The organism is Bacillus sp. FSL R7-0646 (genome assembly GCF_037969865.1).
Taxonomy (GTDB): Bacteria; Bacillota; Bacilli; order Bacillales; family Bacillaceae; genus Bacillus; species Bacillus licheniformis.
Window position 1 is genome coordinate 2,480,016 of record NZ_CP150217.1, and the last position, 21,607, is coordinate 2,501,622.

At 46.2% G+C, this 21,607-nt stretch carries 24 protein-coding genes and 1 pseudogene; 2 read left to right on the forward strand and 23 right to left on the reverse strand.

Going from position 1 to position 21,607, the window contains the following annotated elements; all coding sequences use genetic code 11:
- Positions 1-140 precede the first annotated feature (140 nt).
- On the forward strand, positions 141-395 hold the full coding sequence (locus MKY62_RS12805) for a DUF2627 domain-containing protein (protein ID WP_003183348.1): 255 nt from the start codon (positions 141-143) through the stop codon (positions 393-395).
- A 50-nt stretch (positions 396-445) separates the two neighbouring features.
- Here MKY62_RS12805 and MKY62_RS12810 read toward each other — a convergent pair whose 3' ends face one another.
- The 3 genes and pseudogenes from MKY62_RS12810 to MKY62_RS12820 all read right to left on the reverse strand — a co-directional run bounded on the left by MKY62_RS12810 (position 446) and on the right by MKY62_RS12820 (position 2,282).
- Positions 446-1,171: a glycerophosphodiester phosphodiesterase gene (locus MKY62_RS12810; protein ID WP_003183351.1), complete on the reverse strand. Its 726-nt coding sequence runs from the start codon at positions 1,169-1,171 to the stop codon at positions 446-448.
- Positions 1,172-1,304: 133 nt separating this feature from the next.
- Positions 1,305-1,881 (reverse strand): annotated as a pseudogene (locus MKY62_RS12815) (N-acetylmuramoyl-L-alanine amidase).
- A gap of 80 nt (positions 1,882-1,961) precedes the next feature.
- Positions 1,962-2,282 carry a hypothetical protein gene (locus tag MKY62_RS12820; protein ID WP_003183355.1) on the reverse strand — a complete coding sequence of 107 codons (321 nt, stop codon included), beginning with the start codon at positions 2,280-2,282 and terminating at the stop codon, positions 1,962-1,964.
- Between MKY62_RS12820 and MKY62_RS12825 the strand changes: the two genes are divergently transcribed.
- Positions 2,281-2,613 (forward strand): hypothetical protein, encoded by a 333-nt coding sequence (locus MKY62_RS12825; RefSeq protein ID WP_223307051.1) that lies wholly within the window; start codon positions 2,281-2,283, stop codon positions 2,611-2,613. The two genes, MKY62_RS12820 and MKY62_RS12825, sit on opposite strands and share 2 nt — an antisense overlap.
- 154 nt (positions 2,614-2,767) lie before the next feature.
- Here MKY62_RS12825 and MKY62_RS12830 read toward each other — a convergent pair whose 3' ends face one another.
- The 20 genes from MKY62_RS12830 to spoIIIAE form a co-directional block, all read right to left on the reverse strand.
- Positions 2,768-3,151 carry a serine acetyltransferase gene (locus MKY62_RS12830; RefSeq protein ID WP_003183357.1) on the reverse strand — a complete coding sequence of 128 codons (384 nt, stop codon included), beginning with the start codon at positions 3,149-3,151 and terminating at the stop codon, positions 2,768-2,770.
- Between the two features lie 130 nt (positions 3,152-3,281).
- Entirely contained in the window at positions 3,282-3,485 is a 204-nt protein-coding gene (locus MKY62_RS12835; RefSeq protein ID WP_231082760.1) for an LCI fold-containing protein, read from the reverse strand.
- Positions 3,486-3,949: 464 nt separating this feature from the next.
- The gene (gene spo0A, locus MKY62_RS12840) at positions 3,950-4,750 is read right to left on the reverse strand and encodes a sporulation transcription factor Spo0A (protein ID WP_003183361.1); all 801 of its coding nucleotides are present in this window, start codon (positions 4,748-4,750) and stop codon (positions 3,950-3,952) included.
- Between the two features lie 289 nt (positions 4,751-5,039).
- Positions 5,040-6,323 carry a SpoIVB peptidase gene (gene spoIVB / locus MKY62_RS12845; protein ID WP_011198109.1) on the reverse strand — a complete coding sequence of 428 codons (1,284 nt, stop codon included), beginning with the start codon at positions 6,321-6,323 and terminating at the stop codon, positions 5,040-5,042.
- Positions 6,324-6,505: 182 nt separating this feature from the next.
- Positions 6,506-8,236 carry a DNA repair protein RecN gene (gene recN / locus MKY62_RS12850; RefSeq protein ID WP_003183366.1) on the reverse strand — a complete coding sequence of 577 codons (1,731 nt, stop codon included), beginning with the start codon at positions 8,234-8,236 and terminating at the stop codon, positions 6,506-6,508.
- 31 nt (positions 8,237-8,267) lie between these two features.
- Positions 8,268-8,717 carry a transcriptional regulator ArgR gene (argR, locus tag MKY62_RS12855; protein ID WP_003183369.1) on the reverse strand — a complete coding sequence of 150 codons (450 nt, stop codon included), beginning with the start codon at positions 8,715-8,717 and terminating at the stop codon, positions 8,268-8,270.
- Positions 8,718-8,882: 165 nt separating this feature from the next.
- Positions 8,883-9,728, reverse strand: coding sequence for a TlyA family RNA methyltransferase (locus tag MKY62_RS12860; protein ID WP_003183371.1), 846 nt, complete (start codon positions 9,726-9,728; stop codon positions 8,883-8,885).
- Positions 9,725-11,626, reverse strand: a complete 1,902-nt coding sequence (dxs, locus tag MKY62_RS12865) for a 1-deoxy-D-xylulose-5-phosphate synthase (protein WP_003183372.1) — start codon at positions 11,624-11,626, stop codon at positions 9,725-9,727. Before dxs ends, MKY62_RS12860 begins: the two co-directional genes overlap by 4 nt.
- A gap of 233 nt (positions 11,627-11,859) precedes the next feature.
- On the reverse strand, positions 11,860-12,750 hold the full coding sequence (locus MKY62_RS12870; protein WP_003183374.1) for a polyprenyl synthetase family protein: 891 nt from the start codon (positions 12,748-12,750) through the stop codon (positions 11,860-11,862).
- A complete protein-coding gene (locus MKY62_RS12875; protein WP_011198110.1) occupies positions 12,740-13,000 on the reverse strand; it encodes an exodeoxyribonuclease VII small subunit in 261 nt (86 codons plus the stop codon). Before MKY62_RS12875 ends, MKY62_RS12870 begins: the two co-directional genes overlap by 11 nt.
- Positions 12,993-14,342 carry an exodeoxyribonuclease VII large subunit gene (gene xseA / locus MKY62_RS12880; RefSeq protein ID WP_003183378.1) on the reverse strand — a complete coding sequence of 450 codons (1,350 nt, stop codon included), beginning with the start codon at positions 14,340-14,342 and terminating at the stop codon, positions 12,993-12,995. Before xseA ends, MKY62_RS12875 begins: the two co-directional genes overlap by 8 nt.
- 76 nt (positions 14,343-14,418) lie before the next feature.
- Complete coding sequence (gene folD, locus MKY62_RS12885) at positions 14,419-15,273, reverse strand: bifunctional methylenetetrahydrofolate dehydrogenase/methenyltetrahydrofolate cyclohydrolase FolD (RefSeq protein WP_003183381.1); 855 nt, start codon at positions 15,271-15,273, stop codon at positions 14,419-14,421.
- Between the two features lie 16 nt (positions 15,274-15,289).
- The gene (gene nusB / locus MKY62_RS12890) at positions 15,290-15,679 is read right to left on the reverse strand and encodes a transcription antitermination factor NusB (RefSeq protein ID WP_003183384.1); all 390 of its coding nucleotides are present in this window, start codon (positions 15,677-15,679) and stop codon (positions 15,290-15,292) included.
- 292 nt (positions 15,680-15,971) lie between these two features.
- Positions 15,972-16,355 carry an Asp23/Gls24 family envelope stress response protein gene (locus tag MKY62_RS12895; RefSeq protein WP_031314658.1) on the reverse strand — a complete coding sequence of 128 codons (384 nt, stop codon included), beginning with the start codon at positions 16,353-16,355 and terminating at the stop codon, positions 15,972-15,974.
- Positions 16,356-16,402: 47 nt separating this feature from the next.
- The gene (accC, locus tag MKY62_RS12900; RefSeq protein WP_003183389.1) at positions 16,403-17,755 is read right to left on the reverse strand and encodes an acetyl-CoA carboxylase biotin carboxylase subunit; all 1,353 of its coding nucleotides are present in this window, start codon (positions 17,753-17,755) and stop codon (positions 16,403-16,405) included.
- 11 nt (positions 17,756-17,766) lie between these two features.
- Positions 17,767-18,246: an acetyl-CoA carboxylase biotin carboxyl carrier protein gene (accB, locus tag MKY62_RS12905; protein ID WP_003183390.1), complete on the reverse strand. Its 480-nt coding sequence runs from the start codon at positions 18,244-18,246 to the stop codon at positions 17,767-17,769.
- A gap of 173 nt (positions 18,247-18,419) precedes the next feature.
- Complete coding sequence (locus tag MKY62_RS12910) at positions 18,420-19,055, reverse strand: SpoIIIAH-like family protein (RefSeq protein ID WP_025804877.1); 636 nt, start codon at positions 19,053-19,055, stop codon at positions 18,420-18,422.
- 3 nt (positions 19,056-19,058) lie between these two features.
- On the reverse strand, positions 19,059-19,754 hold the full coding sequence (spoIIIAG, locus tag MKY62_RS12915) for a stage III sporulation protein AG (RefSeq protein ID WP_003183392.1): 696 nt from the start codon (positions 19,752-19,754) through the stop codon (positions 19,059-19,061).
- Positions 19,747-20,376, reverse strand: coding sequence for a stage III sporulation protein AF (spoIIIAF, locus tag MKY62_RS12920; RefSeq protein ID WP_003183393.1), 630 nt, complete (start codon positions 20,374-20,376; stop codon positions 19,747-19,749). The genes spoIIIAG and spoIIIAF overlap by 8 nt, the downstream gene beginning before the upstream one ends.
- Before the next feature lie 11 nt (positions 20,377-20,387).
- Positions 20,388-21,593: a stage III sporulation protein AE gene (gene spoIIIAE / locus MKY62_RS12925; protein ID WP_003183394.1), complete on the reverse strand. Its 1,206-nt coding sequence runs from the start codon at positions 21,591-21,593 to the stop codon at positions 20,388-20,390.
- Positions 21,594-21,607: the final 14 nt, after the last annotated feature.

Below are 21,607 nucleotides of genomic sequence, written 5' to 3' on the forward strand. Positions count from 1 at the left end.
CTTTGTATGAAAAATTTTGCACACTCTCACGTTCTCTTGCAACAATTTGCACAACATCTATGTTATCATGTTTTCCTTTCTTGACAAACTTTTTTTTCAAATAGACAATAAAGGTAAATCTTTGGTAAGGGGATTCGTGTATGGGGAGAATGATCGCACTGCTCGTTTTGCTGATCCCGGGAGGCCTGGCTGCTCTCGGAATTAAATTGATGCGCGACACGGTTTTCGGCATTTTGATCGGCCCGTTTCAGATCCTTTGGCTTCAGGGGCTGGCGGGGTTCATATGCTTCGCAGGCGGCCTTTATTTGTTAGGCGGATTTATTCTATACAGAGACAGAAAACGCAACCAAGTAAGCCCCCGTTTCAGAAAAAAGCAGAGCGGCCGCGAGGTGTGATATCTGTGAACAAGAAAAAGCCGCAGACAATATCTGCGGCTTTTTGCATCTCACATCTCGGCCTTTAATTTTAACGCTTTTTCGGGAAAGTCGGTGAAGAAACCGTCTATTCCCGCAGCAATCAGCTTTTTCATCTCCTCTTCACGGTTGATGGTGAACGGCCTGACCGCTTTTTCTTTCAAATGGGCGTTTTTGATCGTGTCATCCGACATTGAACGGCGATACGGATGAAATCCTGAAGCCGGAATCATCTCAATGTATTCCTCCGGCTTGTAGATGACATCCATGTAAAGCGCAGCCAATTCAATACTTGGATTCAGTCTGTGGCATAACGCAAGGCTTTCATGATTGAATGATGAAAGAATGATCCGGTCTTGAAGGTCGTACGCTTCAATCATCGACATCACTTTTTCTTCCATCCCTTCATAGCGGATAATGCTGTTTTTCAATTCAACATTAAGAAGAAATTCAGCATCTGCCGCCCACTCAAACACTTCTTCAAGGGTCGGCACAGGGACAGAACCGGTTTTTTCGGCAAAACGGTGGCTTGCGTCTCCATGTTTTATTTCCTCATATGTAAGATCTTTCACATACCCTTTCAGTGAAGTCGTCCTGTCAAGCTTTTCATCATGAATGACAACAAGACGTCCGTCTTTTGCCATTTGAACATCCAATTCGATGCCGTCGGCACCAATGGCCGCCGCATGCTTAAACGCCGCCATTGTATTTTCGGGAAAAGTGCCTGAAGCCCCTCTGTGTGCAAATATTTTCGTCATTTCTGGTTCACCTCTACAAGAATTGCAAGTTTATAACCCATTATGAAGGTCTTACTGTTTTCTTTCCACACATAAGGCCTTTTTTAACATAAACATAACACAAGAACCCCGGTCATATACCAGGGCCCTTCTATTATTCATAATAAGATACGACAGCGTCAGCAATCGCGTCTGCAGCTTTTTCCTGATATTCCGGACTTTCGAGTTTATCTGCATCAGTTTTGTTTGTGATAAAGCCCAGTTCGACTAAAACACTCGGCATTTGAGAATTTTTGATGACATAAAACCCTGATTCTTTTACACCTCTGTCCCGAGTGCCCAGCGCATCCGGAAGCCGCTCTTGAATGTCAGATGCCAGCCGTTCGCTGTCAGCGGCTTGATACGTGGAATCGAAATATGTTTCTGTACCGGACGCTTCAGGGACGGCCGAGTTTGCATGAATGCTGATAAACAAGTCTGAAGCATTTTTGCTCGCCTTGGCCACCCGGTCTTCCAGCGTCAAAAACGTATCATCCGTTCTTGAGGCGACTGTGTCGGCTCCTTCTTCTTTCAGCTTTTCATCAATCAGCATTGCCACTTCAAGGTTGACATCTTTCTCAAGGCAGCCCGTTTCCGACAGCACCGCTGTCTTCACCCCCGTGACCTGCGTCAACATATACCGTCTTCCCGGAAAGCGGCTCAGCCGCAAAAGCAGCTGGAAAAGCCGCCATAAACGAAAACAGCAGCAAAACAAAACTCTTTATTAACAGTTTCACGATTTGTTCCTCCTACAATCCCTTTTTGCAAACGATCATTCTTTCTTTTTCATATCTTCAAGCTGTAATGTTCCGTCCTCTGCTTTCGTGTACTCCACTTCCACCTTTGTATCATCCTCGATCCCTTTATATTTGTCCCGTTTTTCGGGAGGGACCTGAAACATCGTTTCTTTGCCGTCAATATTGACGGCGACGGTATGCTGGTCCGCCAAACCGACAAAGGTGCCTTCTTTCACGAGCGTTTCCTCGCCTGTTCCTTTTCGGCTCTCATCACCGCTTTGCCCATTATGCTGCGTTGTGCCGCAGCCTGCCAATAACAGCATAGCGAACAGAACAAGGATGACTCCTTTCCTCATGTCGACCACCTCACCCGCTGAATTTTTTACACCCCGTACCTTATCTTTAATACCCGGGGCTGTAAAGCAAGCCGCAGCAGCAGGTTTTCGCCCGCTTTCCCCGTCCAATTCCCCAAGGATTTCCGAATTGTTAGAAGCCATCCGCGTAAAAACGTCTGTGAAAAACGATCTACCCAAGGCGAAAAATGGCTGTAAACTGGAAGAAATCAGATCTTTTTCATCATTTTTATTTTTTTGTATAAAAAAACGTCTTTTTTCTTATGAAAAAAGACGTTTTATTCGGCTTTCGCTTTATATGATCCAGTCTATGACAGCAATGCTCCGAGCGTGAGACAAACTTTGAGAAATAGACGGAAACACAACTGGCTGCCGCGCTATGTAGTTTTTTTGTCAGAACTTGCACGAATGCAAGATCAAATATTCTTTTTAAATCATTTTTACATTTAGGCCTTCATAGCGGATGATCAGCAGCGCTGCTCCATTTCTCATGCTTGTATTTGCCGCTGAACAGCTTGCTTCCGGTCTTTATTTGACGGCGCCTCTTTAATCTTTTTGGCAGGCATGCCGGCTATTGTAATATTTTCCTCAGTGAAAGATTTGTTGACCACGGCGTTTGCGCCAATTGATATGCCGTCAGCAATGTGAATGTCGCCAAAGAGCTTTGCCCCCGGCCCGATCCAGACATTGTCTCCGATTGTGGGAACATCGCGGCGAGCGTGATTTTGTCCGATATTAACCCCTTGATGAATGTCACAGTTTGCACCTATTTTTGCATTGCTGTTTACGATGAGCAATCCGTAATGGTTAATCCTCAACCCTGGCCCGAAAAAATTCACCGGATAGCGAAGATCTGTTTTCGTAAAGATCATCATACCACCCGCTTATTTCATACTTTTAACTCGAGATCGGCTCTTCGAAGAGTTTTACATTCTCCGCCATCTATTTCCTACTTGATACTAAAAGGAAAACAAAAAAAAGGGGGAGCCCCCCTTTTTTGGTTCATCCTTCATAAAAACCAACCCAAGTATTAAAAACATTACTGTAAAATTTCCCTTTGAAATACCATGTTCCATCGCTATCAGAAAATTTGTTACTGAAAACTCCAGAAGATGATTTTACACATTTTGATGATTTACTGCTTTTGAATGAGCTTGGCAAGTCACTTGGACAATTGATATATTGAGCAGTCGGATGTGCAATCACCTCAGATGAATGCGATGCAGCAAATACCGGCGCTGAGAAATAAGTAAACCAACAGCCAGAGTCGTACCAGTTAATAATTTATTGACCTTCATTTTAAAACAACTCCTTTTCCATTTATTTCATTTCTATTTCATCATATAACATGCAGGTATGTCCAAAAAGTGTACAAATTACAATATTTCGGAATCAATAGATAAGCTTTTAGGATGACTTTACACAATACACACTGTGCTGAAATGATTCACCTTTTTGATCTTACATCGCAAACAGTACATTTGCGGGCAAAAAAACGGCCTCGTTTATAAAAACGAGGCCTTCAAATACTGTATTAAACCCTTCGGATCGTAGCACAATTTCATCGCAATATGGGCGAAAAATTCATCGGAATTACGATAAACTATTCGTTAGAAACAGGTCGAAAATTCGACGGTTAAATCTTCGTTAAAACTGCGTCATATCAACGTTTAAGAAGCCTTATGCTCCAGTCTCAGCTTGTCTGCGACCATCGCGATGAACTCACTATTGGTCGGCTTTGCTTTTGACATGCTGACTGTGTAGCCGAAAAGTGACGAAATCGAGTCGATGTTGCCTCTGCTCCATGCGACTTCGATGGCGTGGCGAATCGCCCGTTCGACGCGGCTTGCAGTCGTGTTGAATTTTTTGGCGATATCCGGATAAAGCACTTTTGTAATGCTGCCGAGCAGTTCGATGTCGTTATATACCATGGAGATGGCTTCTCTTAAGTACAAATAGCCTTTAATATGAGCAGGTACGCCGATTTCGTGGATGATGGTCGTGATGCTGGCGTCCAGGTTTTTCTTCGGCGATTCAGGCTGCGGCCGAAGCACACTGCTTTGAGAGGACGGGGCACGGTGTGTCAATTGAGATCCGTTTCCGCTGACCTGGCGGATATGTCCGACTAAATTCTCCATGTCAAAAGGCTTCAAAATAAAATACGACGCGCCTAAATCTACAGCTTTTTTGGTCACGTCTTCCTGGCCGAACGCCGTCAGCATGATGACATTCGGCTGCTTTTTAAGCTGCGATTCCCTCAGCCTTTCAAGAACGGCCAATCCGTCGAGATGAGGCATGATTATATCCAGCACAAGCACGTCGGGCTCCTTGTCTTTAAACAAAGAAAGGCATTCCTGTCCGTTGTATGCGACACCAAGCACTTCCATGTCGCTCTGTCCCTCGATATATTCGCTTAATAGGCCGACAAGCTCCCTGTTATCATCAGCAACACATACTTTAATTTTCTCCACGTTTCTTCCTCCCCAATGTGTATGTTGATAAATTTCATCATTCTTTTTCTAATATGTTTAATTCGACAGCACCACTTTATTCCCTTTTTTTAAAAAGGATTTTTCCAATAATAGTGGTATGTCTAGCTTTTTCTCTGTTTTTTTCTGATTTTCTCGATTTTTCGACTTAAAATGCGACTTGACAAACCGGGGAACGTGAATTTGTCGAAAAATCTTTTCTTCTTTCATTTTAACGCACAACGCCCAAGAAAAAAAGGCGAAATCAAAAACTGCCGGAGGAATCCGGCAGTCAGCTTGCTTTTTCTTTTTTATAAATATCGATTCCCGCTTCAGACAGCATCCATTCAATATGCACACCGTACCCGCTCGTCGGATCATTGACGAAAACGTGGGTTACGGCGCCAATGATCTTTCCGTTTTGGATGATCGGGCTTCCGCTCATCCCTTGAACGATGCCTCCTGTTTTACTCAACAGCCTCGGGTCGGTGATTTTCAGCACCATGCCCTTTGTGGCCGGAAACTTCTGAGGTGTCGTACTGACGACCTGAATATCGAATTTCTCGACTTTGTCGTTTTCAATAACCGTTAAAATTTGGGCAGGGCCTTCTTTTACTTCATCTGAAAATGCAATCGGAATGGCTTTGTCAGCGATGCGGTTTTTAATTGACTCGTGAAGCGTTCCGAAGATCCCGAATGGACTGTTTCTGTTGATATCGCCGATCACTTTTCGTTCTGATGCGAAACGAGCCAGTTTCTCTCCGGGATTTCCGCCTGTTCCTTTTTCAATCGAGGTGACGGTCGATTTCACGATTTGTCCTTTTTCAACAACGATCGGTTTTTTCGTATCCATATCTGAAATCACGTGGCCAAGCGCTCCGTATTTTTTCGATTTCGGCTCGAAAAAAGTCATTGTGCCGATTCCTGCGGCAGAGTCCCTGATATATAAGCCGATTCTGTATTTGTCTTCAGCCTGGTCTTTTTTCGGAACGAGCTTCGTTTTGATTTCCTGTTTATCTCTTTTTATCGACAGATGTAAGGTTTCTCCTGTTTTTCCGGCCTTTTGAATAAAAGGGGTAATGTCATTCATTTTCTCGATTTTCGTGCCGTTGATTTCGGTGATAATGTCGCCTACCGCGATTCCGGCTGCTTCACCGGGCGATTTTTTGCCTTCAGAGGTATTGATTTGATGAAAACCCACGACCAATACACCAACGGAATGAAGTTTTACACCAATGGACTGCCCGCCGGGAACCACTTTCAAATCAGGCAGGACATTTACTTTCGTTTTTTTAACCGGAAATCCGGCAAAGTCATAGACGAGTTCTGCCTTTCCATTCTTTTCGCCTTTTATTTCCACTTCGTTTTGATTTTCTTTCAATGTGAATGCTTCTGATGATCCATCTTTCGGAGTACTGACGGATAAGCTCGTTTCAACCGCACGGGTACCCGTCTCAAAAATGTTCAAATTTTTTGGTATTACAATGTATTCTTTCACCGGTTTGTAAAATCCTACACTTATTAAAGAAACAAGGAGAATTATACCCACAGCTTTTCTGATTTTTTCAACATCCACCTTTTCACTCTCCTCGCACCTAACCCACACCATATAAATTTCTTTCGCTACATTCATTACTTTTGCCTTCCGGACGGCGATTTATAACTGTGAACGGAAGAAAAACATTGGATAAAATGATAAGAAAGAGTTTGTATAAGAAAATGCCGACAAAAAAATAAGCTGTTCAAAAAATGAACAGCTTATCCGCTGGTTTTGACTAGCTTAGCTTGATTTAAAAGTTCTTTCGCATGGCGCTTCGTCAAATCCGTTACTTCAACGCCGGCAATCATCCGGCCGATTTCCGCTATTTTTTCCTGTTTTGACAAAGGTGTGACGCTTGTTGTTGTTCTCCCGTCTTTCGACTGTTTCGTGATCAAAAGGTGGGTGTCAGCCATCGCGGCCACCTGCGGCAAGTGGGTAATGCATAAAACTTGAGAGCCGATAGAGACGCGGTGTATTTTTTCAGCGATCGCCTGCGCGACTCTTCCGCTTACACCAGTGTCCACTTCATCGAAAATGATCGATGTAACATCCTGCTGAGCGGAGAAAATGCTTTTCATCGCCAGCATGATTCTTGAGAGCTCTCCTCCTGAAGCAACCTTTGACAAGGATTTAAGCGGTTCTCCCGTGTTTGTGGAGATCAGGAAACGAACGGTGTCAATGCCGTGCTTTGTGAGCTGAACAGGCATTCCGTTGACGACGGGTGCATCATCATCCCGTTCCGCTTTTTTCACATGAAATTCCGTATCAAATGTCGATTTTTCCATATACAGATCTTTCAATTCCTGCTGAATCTGTTTGGCCAGCTTTTCCGCCCATTTTTTTCTGATTTCGGACACATTGGCTGCTTCAATCGCCACATCCTTGCCGATTGATTCGAGTCGTGATTTTAAAGCCTGCAAGTGGCTGTCCCGGTTTTCGATCCGGTCGATTTCTTCCTCTATCTTAGCCGAATAAGCTTGGATGTCTTCGACAGTAGCGCCGTATTTGCGTTTCAGCTGTTTGATTTCGTTTAAACGCGATTCGATATAATCGAGGCGCTCGGGGTCGTATTCGAGTTCATCCAGCATATTTCTGATCTGAAAGGTTGAATCTTCGAGAATGTAGTAAGCGTTGGCTACCGATTCAGATACTTTATTGAGCCCTTCATTAATGCCTGAGACGTTTTCAAGCTCGCTTGAAGCCATGCCGACCCAGTCAAGCCCGGCCTGCTCATTGCGAAGCGCATTATAGGCATTTTGCAGCGCTTCGTATATTTTTTCGAAATTTGCAATTTGACGGCGCTCTTCCTGAAGAAGCTCGTCCTCTTTCGGCTCAAGGTTTGCTGATTCGATTTCGTCAAGCTGGAACTGTATTAAATCGAGCCTGTGAGCCATTTCCTGCTCGCTTTCAGAAAGCTCTTTCACCTTCTTCATGACATCCATGTAGCGGCTGTAAACTTCCTGATACGCTTTTAAAGCATTCTCGATTTCTTCTCCTGCGAACCTGTCCAGAAGCTGAAGATGGTGCTCGTCCTCCATCAGCAGCTGATTGTCGTGCTGCCCGTGAATGTCAAGCAGCAGTCTGCCGACTTCCCGCAATGCGGCAATGGTGACAAGTTTTCCATTGACGCGGCAGATGCTTTTGCCGTTTGCGTTAATATCTCTTCTCATGACGATCATGTCGTCCGAGGCTTCAATCCCCAGCTCTGTGCACAAATCAAAAACCGGATGGCCGCCGTCAAGGAGGAAAAGCCCTTCCAATTCGGCCCTTTTTTCGCCATACCTGACATATTCGGACGATCCGCGGCCTCCGACAAGCAAAGAGACGGCGTCGATGATGATCGATTTTCCGGCACCTGTTTCACCGGTTAGAACCGTCAGCCCTTTTTCAAAAGAAACGGTTAATTCTTCGATAATCGCAAAGTTTTTGATCGATAATTCAGCTAACAAGCTTTCATGACACCTCTTTTCAGGCCTTCGTTTATAAAAGCTCCAATATTTTCTTCTGTACGACTTTCGTATCATCATGCGTCCGGCAGATGATCAAAATGGTATCATCTCCGCAGATCGTTCCCATGATTTCTTCCCAATCCAAATTGTCCATCAGCGCCCCGATCGCCTGCGCGTTTCCCGGCATTGTTTTTAACACAATCAGATGGCTGGCTGAGTCGATTTTGACGAATGCGTCCATTAACGATCTTTTTAATTTGGAAAGGGGATTAAAGCGCTGATCAGCAGGCAGGCTGTATTTGTAGGAACCGTTGTTTGTCGGCACCTTCACCAAATGAAGCTCTTTAATATCCCGTGAGACGGTGGCCTGCGTCACATTATAGCCGTCTTTCTTTAAAATATCGACAAGCTCATCCTGCGTTTCAATTTCATTCGCGGTGATAATCTCCCTGATTTTAATATGCCTTTGACCTTTGTTCATTTCACACCTCGTTTTATACACAAATTGTGTATGTTTATACATTTATGTTAAATGATTTTGTCGGAAAAGTACATGTTTGCAGTAAAAAAGGAATAATAGCCCACTATTATTCCTTTTTGCGTGCCGGCCAACCCTCGCATTCGCCGTACGGCCCTGCAAGGGTTTTTAATCACGCTGATCCGGTTTTTTCGCTTTTAATGTCTTGTGAGCCTCTTCGACAATTTGATTGATCGTTTCTTCCGCTATCGGCGTTCCGGATTGCGCCTCTCCGTCCCAATGCAAATGGAGAAGGAATTCGATGTTGCCGTCGCCGCCGGTAATCGGAGAAAACGAGGCGTTTCGGCAGTCGTATCCTTCTCGAGCCGCAAACCGGCTGATGTCATCAAGCACAGCTTTATGGACGAGGGGATCGCGGACGATCCCTTTTTTCCCGACGGATTCCCGCCCTGCTTCAAACTGCGGTTTGACGAGAGCGATGCAGTCGCTTCCCGGCACTAAAATGTTCTTCAGCACAGGGAGGATGATTTTCAGTGAGATAAAAGAGACATCGACCGTCGCGAACTCCGGCAGCCCTTCCGTAAAATCGGCAGGTGTGCAATACCGGAAATTGGTGCGTTCCATCACAACAACCCGCTCATCCTGCCTCAGCTTCCAGGCGAGCTGATTATAACCGACATCAACGGCATATGAGCAAAGAGCGCCGTTTTGCAGCGCACAGTCTGTAAAGCCGCCGGTGGACGAGCCGATGTCAATCATCAGCTTGCCTTGAACGGAGAGCTGAAACTCCTTTAATGCTTTTTCAAGTTTTAATCCGCCTCTTGAGACGTATTTTAACGGGTTTCCTTTAACGGTCAGCGGGATCGTGCGGTCGACCTTTTCGCCCGGCTTGTCCAGTCTGTTTTCATTCGTATAGACAATGCCGGCCATGATGGCTCTTTTCGCTTTTTCCCGCGTTTCCATTAACCCTCTTTCTACTAATAAAACGTCGAGCCGTTCTTTTTTTCCTGTCATGATCCAATTCCTTTATGAGTCTTTACGGGCGTCAAAAGTCTTATTCGTCTGATGACGTCTTCTTTTGTCATTCCGATCTCTTCCAGAAGCTTGGCGACGCTGCCGTGTTCAATAAATTGATCAGGTATCCCCATTCTGTCAATGATCGGACTGTAAGACTGATGTTCATGGGCAAACTCAAGGATCGAGCTGCCGAATCCGCCTTGAAGCACAGCCTCTTCGATCGTTAAAATCGGAAGCCCCTCGTTCAGGATTTCCTTCAGCATGTTTTCATCGAGCGGCTTGATAAAACGGGCGTTTACCACTCTGACCGAACGGCCTTCTTTTTGCAGCTCCTCCGCGGCAGCAAGCGCCATCGGAATGGTGGTGCCGAACGTTAAAATGACCGCGTCTGTCCCAGGTCGCAGCACTTCCCACGTTCCGATCGGGATCGTTTTTAATTCTTTATCCATTTTGACGCCGAGTCCGTTTCCGCGCGGAAAGCGCATGGCAATCGGGCCGTCGTCGTATTTGACAGCCGTGTTGACCATGTGCTGGCCTTCGTTTTCGTCTTTTGGCATCATGAGAACCAAATTCGGAATATGCCGTAAAAAAGCAATGTCAAACACGCCCTGGTGTGTTTCCCCGTCGGCGCCGACGAGACCTGCTCTGTCAATGCCGATAAATACATTTAGATTTTGCCGGCAGATATCATGGACAACCTGGTCATAGGCGCGCTGAAGAAATGTCGAATAGATCGCCAGAAACGGCTTCATATTCTGTGTCGCAAGTCCCGCCGCCATCGTTGCCGCATGCTGTTCCGCAATGCCGACATCAAACATGCGCTCCGGAAATTCGCTCGCAAACCCTTCAAGTTTTGAACCGACAGGCATGGCCGGAGTAATGGCCACAATCCGTTCATCCTCGCGGGCAAGCTTCCTGACCGTTTCGCTTACGAGCGAGCTCCATGATGGTGCAGCAGCTTTCGGTTTGACAAAGTCACCGGTATCGATTTTATATGGGCCGGTTCCGTGCCATGTTCCGGTTTTATCAGTTTCCGCAGGCTTGTAGCCTTTTCCTTTTTTCGTAATAACATGGAGGAGTACCGGGCCTTTCGTTTTCTTCGCATACTGCAAGTTCTCAAACAGTTCATCGTAGGAATGGCCGTCTACAGGCCCTAAATACGTAAATCCAAGCTCTTCAAAGAACATCCCGGATACGAGCAGATATTTAAGGCTGTCTTTAATCCGTTCGGCTGTAGCGGCAAGCTTTCCGCCAACAGCAGGAATCCGCTTGAACAAATACTCGAGCTCATCTTTGACCCATTGGTATTTTCCGGCTGTACGCAGCCTTCCGAGCATGGAATGAATCGCTCCGACGTTTGGAGCGATGCTCATTTCGTTGTCATTCAAAATGACAATCATATCTTTTTGTTCATGGCCGATATGGTTAAGCGCTTCAAGAGCCATGCCGCCGGTCAGTGCACCGTCTCCGATGATCGGGATGATATATTCGTTTGTGCCTTTTAAGTCTCTCGCAGCCGCCATCCCCATCGCACCGGAGAGAGAAGTCGAGCTGTGGCCCGTTTCCCAGACATCATGTTCGCTTTCATTCCGCTTTGGAAAACCGCACAGCCCTTTATGCTGGCGCAGCGTGGCGAAGTCCTTTCCGCGGCCAGTCAACAGTTTATGAACATACGATTGATGCCCCACATCCCACAAGAACTTATCTTTCGGGCTGTCAAATTCTTTATGCAATGCAATGGTAAGCTCGACAACGCCGAGATTCGGACCAATGTGCCCTCCGGATTCAGAAAGCGTTTCAATTAAAAAACGGCGAATTTCAGCGCTCAAGCTTTCCAGTTCTTCATTTGAAAGGTTCTTCAAAAATGCAGGGTCCTTTATCGATAACAGATCCAATCGGATCAACTCACTTTCAGCATGATTTCTGCAAGTATGCGCCTTGCTTCGTTTTAGGTTTTCAGCTTGAATTATTATATGATGAATTCATCCCCATGCGCAAACTTGCATATGCGGACGCTTCGTTTGAAAAAACAGCCGCTAACACAACGTGATAACGGCGCGGCGTTTTAGAGTTCAACTCTCTACATTTTATCACAATAAGCCTTTGATGCTCAAATGGAAGCCCTGTATCAATGATCCCTAGCGGCAATCATATCGCAGAACTCGTACATAAGCTCTTTTTCAAGCGGAAGCTCTGAAATCAGCTGTTTTGCTTTTTCAATATGTTCATCAAGTTTTTGGCTGGCGCCCTCAAGCGAAAGGAGCGACGGATACGTCGACTTTCCGTTTGAAGCGTCGGATCCGATCCGTTTGCCGATCTTATCCTCCGAGCCTTCAAGGTCCAAAATGTCATCTCTGATCTGAAAGCCGATGCCGATATGATGGCTGAATTCGCGCAGCTTTTCGATCTCTTTTTCAGATGCATCTGCAAGAATGGCTCCCGCAATGACGCTGAAGCTGAGGAGTTTAGCCGTTTTTCCTTCGTGGATTCGCTGCAGTTCATCAAGAGATACAGACTTTGATTCCGCTTCCATATCTAAAATCTGACCGCCGACCATGCCTTCGGCCCCCGCTGCCGAAATCAGCTCGTTCACCAGTCTGATGCGCTTTTCAGCGGATACATCAGAAGGCATATTGGAAGTGATCATTTTGAAGCTTTCGGTTAATAAGGCGTCTCCCGCGAGAATGGCCGTCGCCTCCCCGTAAATTTTGTGGTTTGTCGGCTTACCTCTTCTGAGGTCATCGTCATCCATACAAGGGAGGTCGTCATGGATTAATGAATACGTATGGATCATTTCAACCGCGCATCCGACTGGAATTCCGGCTTCTTCGTCTTTTCCGTACGCATGAAGAAGCGCAAGAACCAATATCGGTCTCAGCCGTTTCCCCCCGGCTTCCAATGAGTACAGCATGGATTCCTTGAGGATGGACGGCGCTTGCAAGTCTTTAATATACATCGGAAGGCGCTCTTCAATTACTGTTTTTCTCGATTTTAAAAATCCTTCAAGTTTACCGGTCACCTTTTTCCTCCTCCCGAACACTGAAAGGAGCTAATTCCCCGTTTTCCCGCAAAATGAAGTCCATCTGTTTTTCGACATTTTGCAGTTTTTCGTGGCATATTTTCGAAAGAGCCATCCCCTCCTGGAAATAGTCGATCGCCTTTTCCAAAGGCACGTCCCCTTCTTCAAGCTTTGATACGATCTGTTCCAAACCTTTCATCGCCTCTTCAAATGTCAGGTCATCCCGGTTTGTTTTGTTTTCTTCAGCCATTTGTTTCGCCTCTCTTTTGCAGTACCTCACAGGTCAGCGTCCCATCGTTTAATGTGACGCGGATCTCGTCTTTTTCATGAACCTGTTCAATACTTTTAATCAATTCGTTTTCTTTATATGTCAAACTGTACCCTCTTTCCATCACTTGGAGAGGGCTTAATGCATTCAGTTTACCAAGAACCGTTTGAAACTGCGAGTGAATCTGCTTCAGCTGCACTTTCATATTCCGCTTCAGCCGGACTGTTTGCTCTTCATGCCTTTTTCGCGCTTGTTTAAGCTGCTCCTCGGGATGAAGCATCTCCAGCTTGTATGTCTGTTCGTTCAGTTTTTGTTTTTTGCGGTCGACGGTCATCGCCAGCTGTTTTTGGAAACGGTCGAATATCAGGTCGAATTCCTGTTCCTTTTGGGCATATAGCCGCTTCGGGTATCGGAAGGCATAGGAGGACTGAAGGTTTTTCACCCGCTCCTGCCGCTTTTTTAAGTCCTGCTGCATCGATTTTGTCATTCTCGCTTCGAGCGTTTTCAGACGCTCCAGCAAATCAAGCATATTAGGTACGGCCAGTTCGGCCGCTCCTGTCGGGGTTGCCGCGCGCAAATCGGCGACAAAATCGCTGATTGTAAAATCCGTTTCATGCCCGACGGCAGAAATGATCGGAATGTCAGAAGAAAAAATGGCCCTGGCGACGGCCTCTTCGTTAAATGCCCACAGCTCTTCGATCGATCCTCCTCCTCGACCGACGATTAATACATCGCATAAGTCTCTGCGGTTAGCCTCTTCAATGCTGCTTACGATGGACTCGCCCGCGTTTACTCCTTGAACGAGCGTAGGAAGGACGATCACTTTTACAAGGGGATATCTTCTTTTAATGGTGGTGATCACATCGCGTACAGCCGCTCCAGTTGGAGACGTGACAACACCGACGACGGATGGGAACGCGGGGATGGGTTTCTTGTATTTTTCATCAAATAAGCCTTCTTGCGATAGCTTTTTCTTAAGTTCCTCATACGCGAGATGAAGCGCACCTATGCCGTCCGGCTGGATTTCTTTTGCATAAAGCTGATAGCTGCCGCTCGGTTCATATACCGAAATGCCGCCTCTCACCAATACTTTCATCCCGTTTTCAGGGGTAAAGGCGAGATTCCTGTTTTGTCTGGCGAACATGACGGATTGGATGCGGGCGTTATCATCTTTCAGTGTGAAATAAATATGGCCTCTGCTATGTATTTTAACATTTGACAGCTCGCCCTTGATCCAAATATCTTCAAGATGAGGGTCCACGTCAAATTTGCGCTTAATATATTTTGTCAAAGCCGTGACCGTGACAAATGATATTTCACTCATGGCACAGTCTCCTTTCTAAGAAGGCACAAGAACGTTCATCCGCCGGCGCGAGACCAGGCGGATGAACGGCTGTACATTAAAGTTGAATTGTACGCTTCGCTGATTTAACCGTGTTGTGGGCCAGCATTGTAATCGTCATCGGACCGACACCGCCCGGTACAGGTGTAATATAGGAAGCCTTTTCCTTCGCTTCTTCAAAATCGACATCACCGGCGAGCTTTCCGTTGTCAAGGCGGTTGACGCCGACATCGATGACGACGGCTCCCTCTTTAATTTGATCCGCTTTGATGAAATTCGCCTTTCCGACAGCGACAATCAGAATGTCGGCTTTTTTTGTATGAGCCGTAATGTCGGCCGTTCTTGAATGGCAGTACGTAACGGTTGCGTTTTCGTTCAAGAGCAGCTGCCCTACCGGCTTTCCGACGATATTGCTTCGTCCGACGACAACAACCTCTTTTCCCGACAGGTCAATCTCGGTTTTCTTTAAAAGCTCCACGATCCCCGCAGGCGTGCAAGGCAGAAACGTATCTTCGCCAAGCAGCATCTTCCCTACGTTTAATGGATGAAAACCGTCAACATCTTTCTCAGGGGATATTCTCTCGATCACCGCTTGTTCGGAAATATGATCCGGAAGAGGCAGCTGGACAAGAATTCCGTGAAAGTCGTCATTTTGATTGTACTGGTCAATCACTTCAAGAAGCTCCTGTTCAGTGAAGCTTGCATCGAAATGATCCAGCTGAAAACGAATCCCCATTGCTTCAGCTGCTTTTTTCTTTCCCCGTACATATGAAAGAGACGCCGGATCATCACCAATTAAAATAACGGCCAGTCCCGGGGTAACTCCTTGTTTTTTCAGCTCTTCAACTTCCTTGGCCAGCTGCCCGCGCTTTTCCTTTGCTGTTTCTTTCCCGTCGATGATGGTTGCTGTCATTTGCTCTCCTCCTAGATTATTCAAGATCGGATTTAATGTTAGAAAGAACACCGTTTACAAACTTCGCCGACTTGTCATCACCAAATTGCTTTGCCAGTTCAATCGCTTCATTCATAGAGACGTTGACAGGTATGTCATCTAAAAAGATCATTTCGTAGGCGGACAAACGCAAAATCGCGCGGTCGACATTCGCCAGCCTGTCAAGCTTCCAATTGACGAGATGCCGCTTGATCATCTCATCGATTTTCTCTTTGTTCTCTAAGACCCCGTAAACGAGCTGTTCGAAAAAAGCATCGCTTTCCTGCCCGTCCAAGGCATGCTGCATCGCTTCATTCGGTTCTATATCACTGACATCAATCTGGAATAGTGACTGCAAAGCCTTTTCTCTTGCTGTTCTTCTTTTCATTCTTTCTTTTTCTCCTTTTACCCTCTTTGCTGCTTGCCGTTTAAGCCACAAAGAGATCATATCATATTTTTAGTCTTTCCGCATGCAAAAATCGCGGTTTTATCGTCAATAACCGAATAATAAGGAACAATCGTTTATTATCATTCGTTTTTCGAACTTCTCAACAAACTCTCCGGTTCATCTTATTTTTGATCGATATCGGCGGAAAGATGCTTTTAAACGTCATTTTTTAAAACGGAACATGAAAAAACCAAAGGGCCGTCATTCCCCTTGGTTCTTCCACTTCACCGCACTACATCTCTTGATCGATTTCCACCTCGTGCGTTTTTGAATCGAATTGAATGCCAACGATGTGAATATTGATTTCATTAATCGAAAGAGCTGTCATATTGAGAAGCGTCTGGCGGATATTATCCTGAACGGCATTCGCAACTTTAGGAATCGACACGCCAAACATCATCACGCAATAAACATCAATGATAATTCCGTCATCGGACAAATCAACTTTGACGCCTTTGCCGTGATTCTTTTTTCCAAACCGTTCTACGACACCTGTCGCAAAATTGCCGCGCATTTCAGCTACGCCTTCAACTTCGGAAGCTGCGATTCCGGCAATGACTTCAATCACTTCCGGAGCGATTTCCACTTTTCCCAAATGATTGTCTTCATGGCTCATTTCCAATAAGCTGTTGTCGTCTTTCAATATGTTCACCTCCGTTAAAATTACGACCCCATTACATCATATATTTCTAAAAACTTCGTATTAAATTCTCCGCTTACGAATGTTTCGTGCTCAAGCAGCTTCAGATGGAACGGTATCGTCGTATGAACGCCTTCGATGACGAATTCGCTCAGCGCTCTTTTCATCCTTGAAACAGCTTCTTCCCTCGTCTTTCCGTAAGTGATGACTTTGGCAATCATGCTGTCGTAATAAGGGGGAATCGAGTATCCCGGATAAGCCGCGGAGTCCACTCTGACGCCGAGCCCTCCCGGAGGCAGATACATCTCGATTTTTCCCGGAGAAGGCATGAAGTTTTTCTCAGGGTTTTCCGCATTAATCCGGCATTCGATTGCCCATCCGTTAAAGGTGACTTCATCCTGGGTGAGGGTTAATTTTTCGCCTGACGCCACTCTGATCTGCTCTTTAATCAAATCAACGCCCGTCACCATCTCTGTTACCGGATGCTCAACCTGAATGCGCGTGTTCATTTCCATAAAGTAGAACTTCTGCTCGCGGTAATCGTAAATAAATTCTACCGTTCCCGCTCCCGTGTACTTCACGGCTTCAGCCGCTTTGACAGCGGCCTGCCCCATCTGCTCCCTGATTCCTTCATCCAGAGCAGGTGAAGGGGTTTCTTCAAGCAGCTTTTGGAGCCTTCTTTGGATTGAGCAGTCGCGTTCCCCCAAATGAATCGTGTTTCCGTGTGTGTCTGCAAGCACTTGGATTTCGACGTGTCTGAAATCTTCAATGTATTTTTCAATGTACACACCCGGGTTGCCGAAAGCGGTGGCAGCTTCCTGCTGAGTGATTTTAATGCCGTTGATCAGCTCTTCTTCCGTCCGGGCGACCCTGATTCCTTTTCCGCCGCCCCCGGCAGTTGCCTTTATAATGACAGGATACCCTATATCGCGGGCCAATGAAACCGCATCTTCAATATCTTCAATAATTCCTTTGGAGCCCGGTACGATCGGAACACCGGCCTGCTGCATTGTTTCCCTTGCAACATCCTTTGTCCCCATCTTGGAAATCGCGTCTGCTGTCGGCCCGACAAAGGTTACATTTACCTCTTCGCAAAGCTCGGCAAAATCGGCGTTTTCTGCCAGGAAGCCGTAGCCGGGGTGAATCGCATCAGCACCGGTCATTTTGGCGACGCTGACGATGTTCGTTATATTCAAGTAGCTGTCTTTTGAAAGCTTAGGTCCGATGCAAAATGCTTCATCAGCCATCTGAACATGGAGCGCCTCTCTGTCGGCCTCGGAAAAGACGGCTACCGTTTCAATCCCCAGTTCTTTACAAGCTCTGATAATCCTGACAGCAATTTCTCCCCTGTTCGCAATTAATAGCTTTTTGATCATCTTATTGCTCCTTACTCTGCTTTTACTAAAAATAAAGGTTGTCCGTATTCAACCAGCTGGCCGTTTTCAACTAATACTTCAACGATCTCGCCTTTCACTTCGGCTTCGATCTCATTGAAGAGCTTCATCGCTTCCACAATGCAGACGACAGAGGACTCTGTTACCTTCGAGCCGACTGTTACGTAAGGGTCGGCTTCAGGCGAAGAAGATGCATAAAACGTTCCAACCATCGGAGAGGTGATCTTGTGGAAGTTTCCGCCTTCTTTTGCCGCTTCTTCTTTTGCAGGCGCATCCTGAACAGGCGCTTGCTTGGCCTGAGCTTCCGGAGCCGGTGCCTGAACAGGCGCCGCAGCCACTTGCTGAATGGTTTGCACGGTTCCGCTTTGTTTTTTCAGTTCAACCTTCGATCCTTCGTTTTCGTATGTAAATTCATTTATCGAAGATTCATCAATTAATTTTATCAACTGTCTGATTTCATCAATGTTTAACATGCTATCGCACTCCTAATGAAAAAGATTTTACGCATTTATCAGTTAGTACTAAAAGTACATACTATATTCATCTTACAGGAGAGGAATGCCGAATTCAACTACAATCATGGACGCCCTGCACCAACAGGGGCCTTAGGCATAAAAAAATCCCGCTTTTTGCAAGCGGGATAGGTTTAATCTGCTGGCTCGAACGTTACAGCCACATCGTTTAAGTTTTTCACTTCTTTTGCGACGATGTCGATGATATCGGTGGCAGCGGCTTTCGAGTGCTCCTTCGCCTTCACCGTAATATTGACTTTATCGCCGTCGGCGTTGACCAAGGCGTCTTTATAGCCTTTTGTTTTGATGAGGGTTTCAAGGGTCTTTTCCGTTCCTTCAGCTTCGCTGAGCTCTGTCATCTTGTCGTAAGCTTCGCTTTTTTCTTTTGCCGTCGCTTTATCGCTTCTGACGATTTCGGTTAATTCCTCCCTCTCCCTGCTGCGCTGATCGTCCATTTCCATGCGGTATGTTGTGAATAAATCTTCATCACCCGATGATTCCTCTGTGACAACCTCTCCGTTCTGCTCACTCGCAGACGTTTCTTTATCTTTTGTATCTTTCCCTTCAGTTTTGTCTTTAGCAGGCGCGGTATCATCTTTGCCATCCTTGGCAGGCTCTTCTTTCATCGGTTTTTCTTTTTCAGCGGCAACTTGTTCCTTGTCATCAACCGTGACGACATTTTCTCCTTCGGGCGACATAATGTAGTAGACACTCAGTACAACGACGAGACTTAACATGGTTAAAAGCCAAACCGTTTGTTTTTTCAGCATCATTTATGAATCCTCCTTCATTTTTTTAGGGGCAACAGCGACGCGGTGGCTCGGAACATCAAGAACCCTTGTCACTGCTTCAATAATGGTCTTTTTTATTTGAACGTTGTCGACTCCCTGAGCGACAACGAGAACACCCCTGATATCGGGCTTTTTCGTCTGAACGACGACAGGCGTCTCTTTATCTCCGTTTTTGATGATGACGATTTCTTCGTCTGAAGACATTTCAGACACCGTCCGCTTGCCTCCCTGTTTATCTGTCTCATTCGTTGAAGTTTCCTGGGTTTTTCTGTTTTTCTCGAATATTTTCAATGAGGTTGCATCAACATTGACGACGATTGACACGTCCTCAACGCCGATGATGGTTTCCAATATGTCTTTGAGCTGATTTTCATATTCCTGTTCGTAATCTTGGATCGATTCCTTCGGTTTGTCATCTGAGGCGGGCTTGAACACTTCTTTTTCTCCTTCACCGCTCTGTACGGTGCTTTCAGACGTAGCTTTTTGTGAAGCCGCCGGCTGATCTGCCGCTGGCTCTTGGGAAGGTTCGGAAGAGAAGATCTGGCTGACGAGCATGAAGGAAACGCCGAGAACAAAAAGCAGCAGAAAGTAGTGATATTTCGTCAGCTTTTTTCCGCCTTTCTCGTCTTTCGGGAGCAGGTGGCCGATCAGCTTTTCGATCCAGGTTCTTTTATTCATTGCCGCTTCGTTCTCCCCCTTCGATATGAACTGTAATCTTGTCGGGGCTTATTTCCCAGATGCCTGCTAGCTGTTCTCTGACTTCCCCCGTCTCTTTCTTTTCTCTTTCCTGCATGGACTGGTAGCTCCGGTCCGTATTGATCTCGACAGGAGCGACGGCTTGGACCGTTTTTTCCGATGCTGGTTTCAAGAATACCGAGACTTCCGCATGCTTACTGAGGTCTTTCTCTGTTTTCAGCTGGCTGTCAGAAGAGACCTCGACTCGGTCTATCTTGTATTTGTCGCTTGTAAACCTGCCCTCTGCGTTCTTTTCCAATTGAACAGCCATCTGTTCTAAGATATATGCTTGTTGTGAGGCTTGTATTTCTTTTTTTTCTGAATTCAGCTGATTTTTTATTTCGTTTGACTGAACTTGTCCGTTTTTTGTAAGCTTCTCAAAAATCACATCCGGATCTGTCCTGAATAAAGAGAAGATCGGGTTCAGTATTACAACGATCAAGAGCAGGCTGATCACCATTTTCGCGTATTTTTGCATGCTCGAATTCGGCAGAAGCATATCGATGACGATCGCCATCAGAATAAATAGAATAATATTCGTGAGCCACTCTGTCAGAAATTCCATCTCATCCCTCCCTACTTCATCATCATCGTCAGATTCCCCGCTGTAATGATCACGGTTAAGCTTAAGAAAAACATCAGCGAAACGATGGCCATGGCCGCGAAAATGTAGATGACGCTTTTGCTGATGACATCCAGGCAGCTGATAACCGGGCCGCCTCCGAGAGGCTGGAGAACCGCCGCGGCAATTTTGTATATGAGCGCGAGGGAAAGGATTTTGATCGCGGGAAAGGCTGCGATGCAAATTAAGATTGCCACACCGAGTATCCCGACGGTGTTTTTCAGCAGGAGAGACGCGCTGATCACCGTGTCTGTCGCTTCGGTAAACATGCGGCCCAATACGGGGATGAAGTTTCCGGTAATGAATTTTGCCGTCCGCAAAGTAATGCCGTCCGTCACTGCGGCTGAGGCGCCCTGAACCGAGATGACACCGAGGAATACGGTCAAAAATGCAGCCAGCGTGCCGATCGCCGCATTTCTGAGGAGCTGGGCCAGCTGTGTGACTTTATATTGGTCCGTCATCGTGCTGACAATGCTTAAAATCGCTGATAAAAATAAAAGCGGCAACACGATATATTGGATAAACAAGCCGCTCGTGTTCATGAGAAAAAGAATGACCGGATGAAAGAATGCGGCTGAGGCGGCTCCCCCCGAAGTCGCCATCAGCGCCAGAAGCAGAGGTACGAGCGACAGGATAAAGCTTGTCATCGTCTGAATCGCTTCATTCGCATATGTGACGGCAACCCGAAAGCTGTTGAGCGCAAGAATAATCAGCACCATGTAGACAATTGCATACGCCACTTTGCTGACGGTGCTTTGTTGAAACGCGTTTTGCAAAAGCTGAAGCAGGACGCAGAAGATGGTCAACAGGATCAGCGTCCCCAGCAGTTTCCCGTTAGCCAGCACTTCATGGAACAAGTAGGAAAACAGCGCTTTGCCCCATTCCTCAGGCGAAAAGTGCTTTTCTCCTTTGACAAATTCAAGCAGGCTTCCTTTTTGACTTTCGGGAAGGTGTCCCCCATACTCTGTCAAAATGTTGTTCCAGAACTCCCCGACCCGGTCTAGTTCCAAACCTTCAGCCTGCTCTCTTGCAATGGCTTCTGCCGATTCTTCTGCAGCGGTTTCCCCAGCCGGCTCCGCTTCTTTTGGCGAAGCTTGTACATTATGCGCTCCAAAGCATACGATTCCGATGACCAAGAGCCAGAACAGAAAACGCTTCACTCAGGAAATCCTCC

Bases quoted from the DNA above. Each gene is read 5' to 3' on its own strand.
- MKY62_RS12805 (WP_003183348.1), top strand. From the start codon at position 141: ATGGGGAGAATGATCGCACTGCTCGTTTTGCTGATCCCGGGAGGCCTG.
- MKY62_RS12810 (WP_003183351.1), bottom strand. From the start codon at position 1,171: ATGACGAAAATATTTGCACACAGAGGGGCTTCAGGCACTTTTCCCGAA.
- MKY62_RS12825 (WP_223307051.1), top strand. From the start codon at position 2,281: ATGTCGACCACCTCACCCGCTGAATTTTTTACACCCCGTACCTTATCT.
- MKY62_RS12820 (WP_003183355.1), bottom strand. From the start codon at position 2,282: ATGAGGAAAGGAGTCATCCTTGTTCTGTTCGCTATGCTGTTATTGGCA.
- MKY62_RS12830 (WP_003183357.1), bottom strand. From the start codon at position 3,151: ATGATCTTTACGAAAACAGATCTTCGCTATCCGGTGAATTTTTTCGGG.
- argR (WP_003183369.1), bottom strand. From the start codon at position 8,717: ATGAACAAAGGTCAAAGGCATATTAAAATCAGGGAGATTATCACCGCG.
- MKY62_RS12860 (WP_003183371.1), bottom strand. From the start codon at position 9,728: ATGACAGGAAAAAAAGAACGGCTCGACGTTTTATTAGTAGAAAGAGGG.
- MKY62_RS12875 (WP_011198110.1), bottom strand. From the start codon at position 13,000: ATGGCTGAAGAAAACAAAACAAACCGGGATGACCTGACATTTGAAGAG.
- xseA (WP_003183378.1), bottom strand. From the start codon at position 14,342: ATGAGTGAAATATCATTTGTCACGGTCACGGCTTTGACAAAATATATT.
- folD (WP_003183381.1), bottom strand. From the start codon at position 15,273: ATGACAGCAACCATCATCGACGGGAAAGAAACAGCAAAGGAAAAGCGC.
- nusB (WP_003183384.1), bottom strand. From the start codon at position 15,679: ATGAAAAGAAGAACAGCAAGAGAAAAGGCTTTGCAGTCACTATTCCAG.
- MKY62_RS12895 (WP_031314658.1), bottom strand. From the start codon at position 16,355: ATGAGCCATGAAGACAATCATTTGGGAAAAGTGGAAATCGCTCCGGAA.
- accC (WP_003183389.1), bottom strand. From the start codon at position 17,755: ATGATCAAAAAGCTATTAATTGCGAACAGGGGAGAAATTGCTGTCAGG.
- accB (WP_003183390.1), bottom strand. From the start codon at position 18,246: ATGTTAAACATTGATGAAATCAGACAGTTGATAAAATTAATTGATGAA.
- MKY62_RS12910 (WP_025804877.1), bottom strand. From the start codon at position 19,055: ATGCTGAAAAAACAAACGGTTTGGCTTTTAACCATGTTAAGTCTCGTC.
- spoIIIAG (WP_003183392.1), bottom strand. From the start codon at position 19,754: ATGAATAAAAGAACCTGGATCGAAAAGCTGATCGGCCACCTGCTCCCG.
- spoIIIAF (WP_003183393.1), bottom strand. From the start codon at position 20,376: ATGGAATTTCTGACAGAGTGGCTCACGAATATTATTCTATTTATTCTG.